This is a genomic window from Latilactobacillus sp., assembly GCF_033176295.1.
GTDB classification, from domain to species: Bacteria; Bacillota; Bacilli; order Lactobacillales; family Lactobacillaceae; genus Latilactobacillus; species Latilactobacillus sakei.
In genome coordinates, this window is record NZ_JAMQEX010000007.1 from 19,919 (window position 1) to 32,524 (window position 12,606).

General features: G+C 41.6%; 11 protein-coding genes. 4 read left to right on the top strand and 7 right to left on the bottom strand.

Translation table 11 applies throughout. The features are described from left to right. The first annotated feature begins 209 nt into the window (after positions 1-209). Entirely contained in the window at positions 210-2,825 is a 2,616-nt protein-coding gene (locus NDN60_RS04845) for a YfhO family protein (RefSeq protein ID WP_099947703.1), read from the top strand. Between the two features lie 189 nt (positions 2,826-3,014). On the opposite strand, the gene NDN60_RS04850 is transcribed toward NDN60_RS04845, so the two are convergent. Next, entirely contained in the window at positions 3,015-5,129 is a 2,115-nt protein-coding gene (locus NDN60_RS04850) for a cation:proton antiporter (protein WP_025016007.1), read from the bottom strand. 59 nt (positions 5,130-5,188) lie between these two features. After that, a complete protein-coding gene (murB, locus tag NDN60_RS04855) occupies positions 5,189-6,100 on the bottom strand; it encodes a UDP-N-acetylmuramate dehydrogenase (RefSeq protein WP_056947176.1) in 912 nt (303 codons plus the stop codon). A 128-nt stretch (positions 6,101-6,228) separates the two neighbouring features. Between murB and NDN60_RS04860 the strand changes: the two genes are divergently transcribed. Continuing rightward, on the top strand, positions 6,229-6,993 hold the full coding sequence (locus NDN60_RS04860) for an exodeoxyribonuclease III (RefSeq protein ID WP_056947178.1): 765 nt from the start codon (positions 6,229-6,231) through the stop codon (positions 6,991-6,993). 35 nt (positions 6,994-7,028) lie between these two features. Next, a complete protein-coding gene (locus NDN60_RS04865; protein WP_099947411.1) occupies positions 7,029-7,565 on the top strand; it encodes a 3'-5' exonuclease in 537 nt (178 codons plus the stop codon). Positions 7,566-7,776: 211 nt separating this feature from the next. Here NDN60_RS04865 and NDN60_RS04870 read toward each other — a convergent pair whose 3' ends face one another. The 5 genes from NDN60_RS04870 to NDN60_RS04890 all read right to left on the bottom strand — a co-directional run bounded on the left by NDN60_RS04870 (position 7,777) and on the right by NDN60_RS04890 (position 11,602). Further along, complete coding sequence (locus tag NDN60_RS04870) at positions 7,777-8,685, bottom strand: DMT family transporter (RefSeq protein ID WP_056947184.1); 909 nt, start codon at positions 8,683-8,685, stop codon at positions 7,777-7,779. An 11-nt stretch (positions 8,686-8,696) separates the two neighbouring features. Continuing rightward, complete coding sequence (locus tag NDN60_RS04875) at positions 8,697-9,224, bottom strand: GNAT family N-acetyltransferase (protein WP_056947187.1); 528 nt, start codon at positions 9,222-9,224, stop codon at positions 8,697-8,699. Beyond that, entirely contained in the window at positions 9,214-9,678 is a 465-nt protein-coding gene (gene tsaE, locus NDN60_RS04880) for a tRNA (adenosine(37)-N6)-threonylcarbamoyltransferase complex ATPase subunit type 1 TsaE (protein ID WP_056947190.1), read from the bottom strand. Before tsaE ends, NDN60_RS04875 begins: the two co-directional genes overlap by 11 nt. 157 nt (positions 9,679-9,835) lie before the next feature. After that, a complete protein-coding gene (gene pta, locus NDN60_RS04885) occupies positions 9,836-10,822 on the bottom strand; it encodes a phosphate acetyltransferase (RefSeq protein ID WP_099947704.1) in 987 nt (328 codons plus the stop codon). A 90-nt stretch (positions 10,823-10,912) separates the two neighbouring features. Then, positions 10,913-11,602 (bottom strand): uracil-DNA glycosylase, encoded by a 690-nt coding sequence (locus NDN60_RS04890; RefSeq protein WP_016265406.1) that lies wholly within the window; start codon positions 11,600-11,602, stop codon positions 10,913-10,915. A gap of 115 nt (positions 11,603-11,717) precedes the next feature. Here NDN60_RS04890 and NDN60_RS04895 point away from each other — a divergent pair, with 115 nt between their 5' ends. Further along, positions 11,718-12,605, top strand: coding sequence for a Cof-type HAD-IIB family hydrolase (locus NDN60_RS04895; RefSeq protein ID WP_056947195.1), 888 nt, complete (start codon positions 11,718-11,720; stop codon positions 12,603-12,605). Position 12,606: the final 1 nt, after the last annotated feature.

Here is a 12,606-nt window from a genome sequence, read left to right on the forward strand (position 1 = left end):
AATAAAATAAGATTGTTGTACATAGCATATGCTTCATTGGTTAAGTTTAGCAAAATTATCCATAACAAGCTATGCCCAATCTCTAAATTCAAGTGAGATTATGGTATCCTAAAGAGGATTAACATTACTGTTATATTTTACAGCTTTTCATCATTAAAAGCTGTTCATCAAACTAATTTTTAGATTTTTTTATTAATTGGAGGTTTCTCGTGACTCGATTATACACTTTTTTACGACGCCACTACGCATTAGGCCTTAGCTTCTTACTTCCTTTTGCCATTATTTTTATTTATGGCTTAAGTCGCCACGTCTTTCCGTTTGGCGGACAAACAATTATGACGGTTGATTTAGGGCAACAATACATCGATTTTTTTGCCTATTTTAGAACGGCCTTACTTCAGCATCCCGATACCTTCTTTTATTCATTTGCCAAGGGACTTGGCGGTGATATGCTCGGCGTTTGGGCCTACTATTTAATGAGCCCGTTTAACCTACTCGTCTTATTGACGCCCGGTAAATGGTTGAGCTTTGGCGTTTGGCTCATGGTATTGCTCAAATACGGTTTTAGTGGGCTGAGTTTTGCCTATTATCTCAAGAAAAGTCGTCTACTAAGTGGTTGGTGGCTGCCAACACTCAGTCTAGCCTATGCATTATCTGGCTTTGCAATTGCCAACCAATTTAACGTGATGTGGTTAGACGCCATGATTTGGTTGCCACTAGTCGTTTTAGGCATCGAACAACTCTTTGAGCGCCATCGTTTTTGGTTATACCCACTTAGCTTAGCGGCCTTATTGATTATTAACTATTATATGGGCTACATGGTTTGTTTATTTGTGATTGCTTATTTTTTCTGGGCAAGTGTCCATCATTTTAAAACTTGGCGCCAAACTTGCCTCGCCTATCTCAAATTTGCCGGTGGTTCAATCCTAGCTGGCTTGTTAGCGGCTTGGCTGTTATTACCGACTTTCTTCCAATTAACACAAAGTAAGGGCCAATATACGATTCAAAAGATTCATTGGAAAATTGAATATAATCCCCTCAAAATCCTCTCTAAATTAGTGGTTGGGAATTTCAATTTCGATCAGATGCCAAAAGGCGAACCCAACATTTTCGTTGGCAGTCTCGTTTTAATTGGTTTTATCGCCTATTTCCTAACCCGTAGCATTCCGATTAAAGAACGACTGGCCGCATTACTAGTGACTGCTTTTCTCGGCTTATCACTGTGCTTTGAACCACTCGATTTACTCTGGCACGGCATGCAATTCCCAGTTTGGTACCCTTATCGCTTCTCTTACGTGATTAGTTTCTGGCTAATTGTCTTAGCTGTTCAGCGATTGCATTATCAGCCACAGTTTAAGTGGTACAGTTTGCTAGCACCACTTTTACTACTAGCGGCATCACTTGCTTATACTTTCAAACACGTCAAAACATTTTCGGCGTTATCTGAACGACAAGTACTCCTTAGCGTTGGTTTTTTAATCGCGGTCAGCTTAATTTTAATGTTGCCAGCACGCTTCAAACGCTATACTACCGTCTTTTTATTACTGGTTACCGGCGGCGAAATGACCGCCAATGCAGTTCTCAGCTTAAATCAAATTAGCTACGTTTCACAAAAGGATTACGCTGATTATACTGAACAACTCCAATCAGCTATCGCCGCCGTCCCTAACAAGGTCCCATTCCAACGGATTGGTAAAACGTTCATGCGGACTAAAAATGATCCGATGCAAGCCAATTATTTCGGCGGTTCTCACTTTAATTCGATGTTGGAACCGAGCTATCCTAAATTCATGGGTAGTATCGGTGAACCTGCTGGTGATGGTTCCGTTGCCGATACCAACCAAACGATGTTCACTGATGCATTATTAAGTTATCGGTATTATTTAAACAGCACCAGCGTCCAAGCAACCGTGCCGCGCAGTACCAACAAACCCGATTTAAGTGACTATCGCCAAATCAAGCAAAACGGTCAGATTGCTATTTATCAAAATGATAATGCGTTACCACTCGGTTTTGCGGCTTCTGATAAAGTGCTTAAGCATAAAGTCACGGCGGACTATCCGATTCTTGAACAGGGGAACATTGCAACCAAGCTAACGGATAATCCAACACTTGGCAATCAATTATTTACCCTTCAATATTTCAAGACCGTTTCTTATCAAAATACTAAACAAAAACCGAAGTTAAACGAAACCTTCCTCCGCATTAATTCTAAAAAAGATGCGCACGTGACCTACACCTTCACGCCGACGACGAATGACCCTTACTATTTAACACTGGGCTCAAGTCTCGAGAAGAATGCTGTGCGCTTGACGTTAAACGGTCAACCGATTACGCAATACGATACCTTTAGAGATACGGTTGCACTTAACTTGACTAACAAGGCACTCGGGAAACCACAGACGTTAGACATCGCCTTTTCAAAGGATGAAATTTGGCTTCAAAACATCAATCTCTACAGTCTTAACTTGGAAACATTAAGCAAGATTACAACGCAATTAAAACAATCACCGTTACACATCAAACACTTTTCAAATACCCATATCAGCGGTGATATCACGATCAAGCACAAGGATCAGGTCTTAATGACGACGATTCCTTATACCCCTGGCTGGCAAGTAACGGTCGATAACCACCCCGTAAAAGCAGTCAAAGGGCTCAAGAACTTCATCGCAGTTCCATTAAAAGCGGGTCATCACCAAATTGAACTGACTTACCGGCCACCTTATTTCAAACTAGGGCTTCTAATCTCAGTGGTATCAGGACTAATGGCAATCTTAATTGCGATTATAACGCGCTATTTTAGAAGAAGACGATTATTTTAAAAAAGAAGAGTGTGGTATAAGTCGGGTATATTCTGAGGATTAACAGAGAGCGGCGGATAATTGCGTTAGCAATTATTCGTCGTTCGGCGTTAACCACAGGAATATGACTTATAGAACACGTTTAGACAAATCATATTTAAACAGAATAAAAAGACGTTCGGGCAAAATTAATTTTGCCTGAACGTCTTTTTATTCCGTATCCGTGTCCGCCAAGATCAACGCGTTTTCAGCGTAGTTAATATCTTTGCGTAACTCATCCGCCAATCCCCATGAAATCTTATGCTGTTCCAATAATTCTTGAATCGCAAGTCGTTCACTCGTTAGCGCCTTGATTCGTAATTTTTGTAGTTGTTGTTCGTAAATATCCGTCTTCGTATGGCCGATATTTTTCATATTTTCAATTTGATTCCGGTAACGAATAATAATTTGATAAATAACTTGCCGGTTATAATGATGCTGCCGGTTCTCAGGTTGTTTCAAGAAATACGACAGTTGTTTGATGCCCGCTTTAGCCATTTCCTTTTCGGTCGTTCGCCATTCAGTGAGCGCCGCTGTCGATTTCTGCGATGTCTTTAATCTCGCTATCAATCGCTTCAACATCGTCAAACCTCTATAAAACATCAATTGGACATGACGCCAACTGAAATTACTGCCAATCACCGACAAAGCAATTTGTTTTTGCCGTAATTTCCGTTTACCACGACGGTAAGTTTTGGCCGTAATTTCACCATCAGACCGCAATGTTTCTAATTTTTGCCGTTCCCCTTCAAAGGCAACCTGCCGCAAAATTAATTCTTCTGCAATCAACGGTGGTAATTCATCGCCTTCTGTCTGCTCATTTTGTTGATTTTCAAAACGGCGCATCATCAGTTGATATTCAGCAATTAAATCTAGTGCCGCCCGATTATTTTCAATATGACGCAGCGATTCAACCGTCCCAACTGCCACACGATACATATAGATTTTGGCATCAAATTCACTCAGCAGTTGATCATCAACTGGTACGAGTCCTGTCTCATCATTTGTATCTTCGTGGGCAGTCCCTCGTAATTCAATCGGCGTTCTCACCTTAGTTAATATTGGGATAAAGATAATCGCCATCACCAAGCTAACGATAATGACGCCGGCTGCAATAAATAGCATTAAACCGCGTTCTGGAAATGGTGACCCATCGGCAAGCACAGTCGGTACAGAAAGTACCCCAGCCATCGTAATGGCTCCTCGCACACCTGAAAGCCCTGAAAGGACTGAAATTTTAAGGTTATCTTTTAATTGCTTCGGATTCGATTTGTTGGTGTACAACAAGTAACTTAATGTCCAACAGGTTCGAATTAAAATTAGAATTCCCCAAACCGCTAATACCAAGAGAATTTCTTCTCCCGTATTAATCAGTGGACTATGCACCGTCCCCCTCATCGCAACTGGTAATTCAATCCCTAAGATTAAAAAGACAAGGCCATTCAATAAATAAACACCAATCGACCAAGTTTGTTCCGTCACTAATTTTAGTTCTGGTAAATAATCCAAGTAAATATTTCGACTTGCGTGACTAATAATCCCAGCCACAACCACGGCAATCACACCTGAGGCATGGAGTAAATCTTCAACCACTAGATAAATCACAAAGGGGGTAATCAACTGCAAGACGGTGTGGAAAACAACATCTTCAATCCCCTGTTGCAACATAAACAGTCGAATAAAATGAATTGCATACATCAACAACATCCCAGCAATTGCGCCAACGATACTGATGTATAAGAAATCACCGGCAGCTTGTTGAATCGAGAAGTAGCCAGTTACCGCAGCGGCAATCCCGTATTTAAAACTAATCAAGCCACTGGCATCGTTAATTAAACTTTCGCCACTAACCAAATGTAAAACACGTGGCGGCAAGTCAGCTTGTTCTGAAATCGACTGGACCGCCATCGGATCCGTTGGTGATAAAATAGCGGCTAACGCAAAACTCGCCGCCAATGGCAACTTAGGCACTAGCAAATGAATCGCTAAGCCCCCAATCAATGTGGTGACAAATACTAAGAAAATCGCGTTTCCAATAATCGGTCCTCGCAGTGCCCATAATTCCCGTTTAGGAAACCGGCGGCCGTCGTTAAACAACAACGGCGCAACAAACACTAACATAAACCAATCTGTTTTTAATGGAATCTCAACTGAAAAAAGTAGTGCCACCAGCAAGCCCAACCCAATTTCAATCAGGCTGACCGGTAGTCGTGGTACATAGTGACCGATGATATTAGCGACAATCAACAGCATCACTAACAAAATAACAGCTTCAATGATAGCCATCTAAATCCCTCACTTTCATGCAAAAATAGGGGTCGTACAATGACTGGCCCCCATTTTCACTATTCTGATTTTTTACCGATAATTCGCACTTCTGGTTCAAGGCGAACTTCGAATTTGTGCCAAATTGTTTCTTGAATATACGCAATTAACGTTAAATAATCAGTGGCAGTTGCGCCGCCACGATTAACAATAAAACCAGCGTGTTTTTCTGAAACTTGTGCGCCGCCAATTTGATGTCCTTGAAGGCCTGCTTTTTGAATTAAAGGCCCCACAAAATGGCCCACTGGTCGTTTGAAGACACTCCCACATGAAGGATATTCCAACGGTTGTTTAGCAGCGCGTAATGCGTTTAACTCATCCATTTTCTCGCGGATGGTTGGTGCAACACCTTTAGCCATTTCAAAACGGGCTGACAATACAATACTCCCATTTTCTTGGATTAAACTATGCCGGTAGCTGAAATTTAATTCGGCGTTCGTTAACGTTTCAACTTCATTATCCTGCGTTAAAATTTCGGCAGATGTTAAGACATCACTAATCTCACCACCGTATGCCCCAGCATTCATGAATACCGCGCCCCCAACGCTTCCAGGAATCCCAGCCGCAAATTCTAATCCCGTCAAACTACCACTATAGGCAGCCTCAGAGGTTTGGATAATCCCAGCTCCGGCTTGTGCAACCACAGTTGTGCCCTGCACATCGATTTGATCCATGGCAGTCAAGATAATCACTAAGCCACTAATCCCATCATCACGGACGATTAAATTACTAGCATTCCCGATCACAGTAATTGGTAATTGATTCTGCTTAGCTGCTACTAATAATTGGCGCACTTCAGGAACTGACGTTGGTAAGGCTAATAAATCAGCCGGACCACCGGTTTTGGTGAAGGTATATTTACTTAAAGGTTCATTGGTTTTAACATTAATTGTTTGATTTGCTTCTAAAAATGCGTTGATTTGACTTAACACGGCTGTCGTTCCTCTCAAATAATCTTATTCTAGTTTAACAAAGTAGACCGTAATTGAACAGTCAACACTTCTTTTGCGTAATTACTCATAGACCGTTAAAATATAGGATAGAAACGAGGCGAAGCGCTATGAAATTTATCTCTTGGAATGTTAATGGCTTACGAGCCGTTTTAAAAAAGGATTTTATGACTACCTTTGAACAATTAGATGCCGATTTTTTCTGTCTACAAGAAACAAAAATGCAAGCTGGTCAAGTTGAAATTGATCTACCTGGCTACCATCAATACTTTAATTATGCCGAGAAAAAAGGTTATTCTGGTACGGCTATTTTCACGAAACATGAACCACTCAACGCCACTTACGGTATTCAACAACCTGAACATGACCATGAGGGCCGTGTAATTACATTAGAATACCCTCAATTTTTCTTGATCACTTGCTACACCCCTAATTCGCAAAATCAATTAAAACGGTTAGATTACCGCATGACTTGGGAAAACGCGTTTAGAACTTACGTGCAACAACTAGGTACGCAAAAGCCGGTTATTTTCTGTGGTGATTTAAACGTGGCCCATGAAGCAATTGATTTGAAAAACGATCGTACCAACCACAAGAGTGCTGGTTTTTCTGATGAAGAACGGGCCCAAATGACAACCCTTCTTCAATCAGGATTCACTGATACTTTCCGTTATTTCTATCCCGACCAAACCGATATTTATTCATGGTGGAGTTATCGATTCCATGCGCGTGATAACAACGCCGGTTGGCGGATTGACTATTTCATCACTTCTGACGAGCTCCAACCAAAATTAATGGATGCCAAAATCCATACGGAAATCTATGGTTCAGATCATTGTCCTGTAGAACTTGACACACAAGATTTATTCGCTTAGAATAAGCAAACTTCAAATAAAGCGAGGTAGAAACAGTGAATTTCGTTGCAATGGATTTTGAAACCGCCAATGGTCAACGCGACAGTGCTTGTTCAATTGCACTAGTCGTTGTTCGTGACGACCAAATTGTCGATCAATTTTACACCCTTATTAAACCCGAAACTTATTTTAGTAGCCGTAATAGCCAGATTCACGGTATTTATGAAGAAGATGTGGCCCAAGCCCCTGAGTTTGATCAAGTTTGGCCACACATCGCACCTTTTTTCACACCGCAAAAATTAGTTGTGGCGCACAATGCGACCTTTGATATCGGTGTCCTTCGTAGCACACTCCAACACTACGACATCCCAGAACCCCACTATTTGGCCCTCGACACCTTAACAACTAGTCGCCGGCTTTATCCCCAATTTGAAAACCATAAGTTAAATACGTTATGTGCCAACTTAGAAATTCCACTCGAAAATCACCACAATGCACTAGCTGACAGTATCGCATGTGCCAAAATCCTGATTAAAGAAGCACAAGAGTTTGGTACAGACCCACTAAAACAGGTCACGAAAATAATCGGCTAGAGTGCCCTTCAAAGCGATTTAATCCTACCAACAAAAGAGGCTATCAGTAACTGAAATGGTTACTGATAGCCTCTTTATTAGCAATGGTGGATTAAAGCTAAATCAACATTAAGGTGTGTCATTAATACATTTAACCATTAGCGATCGCACTAATGATTAAATAGCTTTTTATCCACTAATAATTGTACCACATTTACTTTATTACGTTAACTTATTTTTTGCTGATTCCCCGGCGATTTCCAAAACTAAGAATGAAAACTGTACTGATAACCAACAAGCCCCCGATGACTTCCCAATGATTGAAACTCGTTTTTAAAAATAACACTGTCCCAATTGTCGCAGCTAACGGTTCAAAAGTATTCAATAAACCGGCTGTTGTGGGGGTAATGTAATTCAAACTCCCTAAAAAGCAAAGGTTAGCCAAAGCTGTCCCAAAAATGGCAATAAATAACACACTGATGATTGTGGGCATGTTCATTGGTAGTGCATCCACCCAAAATGGATGAATCACATTAAATAACACGCCTCCAATTAGCATTGCCCAGGCCACAATCACCAACGTATCATACTTCTGAAATAATTCACCTGGGATTAACGTATTTAATGCACCTGAGAAACCAAGACACAAGCCCAAGCCTAACGCTGCGCCTGAAATCGATAACTGAGTGAGTTGCCCCTTAGTGACCAATAACCAAGTCCCCAATAAAGCGACAATAACAGCGATTAATTCGGTTCGGCTAGGTGTCTTATGATAGATCACAAGACTGATAATGATAATCATGACGGTCCCTAATTGTTGTAAAATCGTCGTAGTCGGTGCGTTGCTAGCTTGAATTGTTAAAAAATAAGCGTACTGGACAGCCGATAATCCTAAAATAGCAAAAGCCAATAGTCGCCCAGCATCTCGCGGTTGCCGCCAAACTGCTGTGACAGTTTTCGGTTGCTTACTGAATGCATAACCTAATAAGAAGAGCCCTGATAACCCCATTTTGACGCCCATCAACCACTCTGGTGCAATTGGTGTATCTGTAAATAGCCATTGTGATACTGGCCCCTGAATACCCCAAAAAATTGAGCCTAAAATTGCTAAATAAATCCCTTTTCTCCGTTGTTGTATCACGTTTAAATCTCCTACTCTATATTAATCAAGCGCACCATTTGCAATACTGGCAGCATGCCAACTGCCGGATCATAATAGCCCGCTTCTAGTTTGGCCTCAATTTGAAAACCAAATTGCTGGTAAAGCTGAATCGCACCTTGGTTACGTGCTTGAACTGTTAATACGATTCGGCGCGGTTGTCCACTAGCGCTGATTGCTTGTAATAGTGCGTCTAACAATTGTGTGCCAATTTTTTGTCGCCAGTATGCTTTTAAAACGGCAACACTTATTTCGCCAATGTGTTGCAAGCCTGGTTCGGGTTCACTCACAAGCCGAGCAGCCCCGACAATCTTAGCCCCATCAACTGTCACCCATAAAGCATCAGTTGAACTATCAAGCACGGCTCGTAACGTCAGTTCGCAAAACGCCTCAGACATCGCCAAGTTTTCTGCTGCAATCGGTAAAAATGGCGTTTCCTGTACCACTTGGTTTAAAAAACATAAATAAGCCCGTGCATCCGTTACCTGCACAGGCCGAATTACTAAAGATTTAGTTGTCAAAAATAGCCTCAACCAAGGCTGTGTAACGCGCACCGTGCGGTTCAAAAACAAGTGTCCGCATTTGATCGTCGTCATCATTTTTATTGAAATGAATCGTCAAGTAGTCACTTGGTAATTCATCAGCAATAAATTGACTCCATTCAATGACTGAAACGCCATCCCCATCAAAATATTCCTCTAAACCAAGATCACTGGCGCCGGTTTCTTCTAACCGATAAACATCCATATGATAAAGTGGAATCCGGCCATCTGGGTATTCTCGAATCAAAGTAAACGTGGGACTTTTGATATACCGTTTAATATCCAAACCTTCCGCTAATCCCTTAGTGAAAGTTGTTTTACCGGCACCCAAATCACCATCGAGTAGTAAAACATCGCCTGCTTGCAATTGGCGGCCTAATTTTTTAGCAATCGTAATCGTTTCTTCTGGTTGCGTTGTTTGCAATTCTAACATAATTCGCCTCATTCTATTGACTCTTTGTCTGCATTATACCGAAAAATAACAAGTGAGGAAAGCATTGCTATCCGAAGATTCTAAAAAAGCAAACATAAAGAGGCTTAAGATAACGTCCCCATTATCCTAAGCCTCTTTGATTAAATGCTAATATACTCTAGTTTTGTAATGCTTGGGCAGCTGTGATGATGGCTAACTTATAGACATCTTCTTCATTGCTCCCGCGTGATAAATCTGAGATTGGTTTGTTCAAGCCTTGTAGGATTGGACCGATTGCTTCGAAGTTACCGAAACGTTGGGCAATCTTGTAGCCAATGTTCCCTGATTGCAATTCTGGGAATACGAAGACGTTGGCTTGCCCAGCGACTTTTGAATCTGGTGCTTTTTGGTTAGCAACTACTGGGACATAAGCGGCATCGAATTGTAATTCACCGTCGATGTCTAAGTCAGGTGCTAATTCTTGGGCAATCTTGGTTGCTTCTTGGACTTTTGTCACTTCTTCACCACGGGCAGAACCCATTGTTGAGAAGCTCAAAAGTGCCACTTTAGGATCAATATCAAATAATTCAGCAGTGCGTGCTGAAGCCACTGCAATTTCTGCTAATTCTTGTGCATTTGGATTGATGTTGATCGCACAGTCTGAGAATAAATAATGTTCATTGTCGCGACCGCGTTGCATGATGAAGGCCCCACTTGTCCGTTGGATGCCGGGTTTTGTTTTAATAATTTGAAGAGCTGGACGGACTGTATCACCGGTTGAGTGAACAGCACCTGAGACCATCCCGTCGGCCAAATCAAGATAAACCATCATTGTGCCAAAGTAATTAGGATCTTGTAAAATAGTTTGGGCTTGTTCCGCCGTTGCTTTACCTTTACGACGTTCAACAAAAGCTGCTACCATTGTGTCAAAATCTGCTTGAGGATACGCTTGAGGATCAATAATTGTAATCCCTGTGAGGTTAAACCCTTTGGCAGATGCAATGCTTTGAATATCAGCTGCATCCCCGATTAAAATTGGTTTTAAAATTCGATCAGCATTTAAACGGGCTGCTGCACCAATAATTCTAGGTTCTGTTCCTTCAGGAAAAACAATCTTAAAATCATGACTCGTAATTTTTGCTTTCAAACTTTCAAATAAATCCAAAATAGTAACCTCCATAAAAGCGTTTTATTTATAATCTGATACAATCATACAACGTTTCTTATCGTCCGACAAGTCAATAATGAGAGCGTTTTACTTTTGTTCAGAAACGTCTTGTGGTAATTGCCAATTAATGGGCGTCATTGCCCACTGTTTTAACTGTTGATTTGTTTGTGAAAACGGTTTGGAACCAAAGAAGCCATGATAGGCTGCTAGCGGACTTGGATGAACAGCCGTTAACACCGCATTTTGACTTTCATCGATTAAGGCCCGTTTGGCTTTAGCCGCATTGCCCCATAAAATGAAGACCACGTGCCCGCGCTGTGACAAGGCCGCAATCGCCGCATCAGTTAGTTGTTCCCAACCTTGCTGGCGATGGGAATTAGCCTCACCGGCTCGCACAGTCAAGACAGTATTCAATAGGAACACCCCTTGATCTGCCCAGGCCTTCAAATAGCCATGATTAACGGGATTAAAACCGACATCCGTTTGTAGTTCCTTATAGATATTCTTTAATGATGGCGGCACTTTAACCCCTGGCAATACTGAGAAACTACAGCCATGCGCTTGATGTGGACCGTGATAAGGATCTTGACCCAGTATCACAACTTTGACTTGTTCGAATGGCGTCCACTCGAAAGCTTGGAAAATATGGTGCATTTCCGGATAGACCGTAGTCGTCGCATATTCTTGCTTCAAAAATTGATGCAACTGACCATAATAAGGTTTGGCAAACTCTGGTTCTAAGACGGTTTGCCAATCATTATGAATAATTGTTTTCATTTTTTCACCTCATCGATTAGTTTATCCTGTTTTAACACAAGTTGCTAGAAGAAAGTGCCCTCCCATGCTAAGATATAACTAAGTCTTTAAAAATACGTTTTCAGGAGGAATTGAATTGATTTCACTTATCGCATCTGACATGGACGGTACCCTTTTAAATGATAAAATGCAGGTTTCTGACGGTAACATCAATGCCATCAAAGCGGCTCAAGACGCTGGTATTGAATTCATCGTCGCTACCGGGCGCAGTCGCAACGAAGCACTTCCGCTAATGGCTGAAGGTGGTATCAAACCAGCCCTAATTACCATGAATGGCGCCCAAGTCTTCGATCAATTGGGCAACGAAGTCATCAACATTCCAATTGAACCCGCTACTGTCGTGGCAGTTACGGATGAATTACGCGCTAGTGGTTACTATTTTGAATTGATGACCACTGCCGGGAACTATTCTGACAGCCAGGTCAATCGCATTCAAAACGTGGCCGATCTATTAGTCGACCTCAATCCTGATACTAGTTATAAAATTGCCGTTGCCTTAGCTGCAGCGCGTCTAGAATTAATGAATATCAACTATGTCGATGATCATTATGCCGGCATTATTGCTGATCCAACCATCAAAATTGTTAAAATTATTGCTTTCAGTACGAAAGGTCTTGCGGATTTAGAACCCGTGAAGGTTTTCTGTGAAGAACGTGGCGATTTAATTGTTACCTCCTCTTCTAGCAACAATATCGAAATCAACCACATCAACGCGCAAAAAGGGATTGCGCTCGCAGCCTATGCCAAGGAAAAAGGAATTCCAATGTCTGAAACAATGGCGATTGGTGATAATCTCAATGATTATTCCATGATCGAAGCAGCAGGCATTGGCGTTGCGATGGCTAACGCAGTGCCCACAATTACCGACTTAGCTAATTACCATACCGCTAAAAACACACAAGACGGCGTTGCTCAAGCCATTTATCACGCCATTGACATTAACCAAGCAGCCGAAAAGAAGTGAT

Coding starts and splice junctions, on each gene's coding strand:
- NDN60_RS04850 (WP_025016007.1), bottom strand. CDS start 5,129: ATGGCTATCATTGAAGCTGTTATTTTGTTAGTGATGCTGTTGATTGTC.
- tsaE (WP_056947190.1), bottom strand. CDS start 9,678: ATGTTAGAATTGCAAACAACGCAACCAGAAGAAACGATTACGATTGCT.
- NDN60_RS04860 (WP_056947178.1), top strand. CDS start 6,229: ATGAAATTTATCTCTTGGAATGTTAATGGCTTACGAGCCGTTTTAAAA.
- NDN60_RS04890 (WP_016265406.1), bottom strand. CDS start 11,602: ATGAAAACAATTATTCATAATGATTGGCAAACCGTCTTAGAACCAGAG.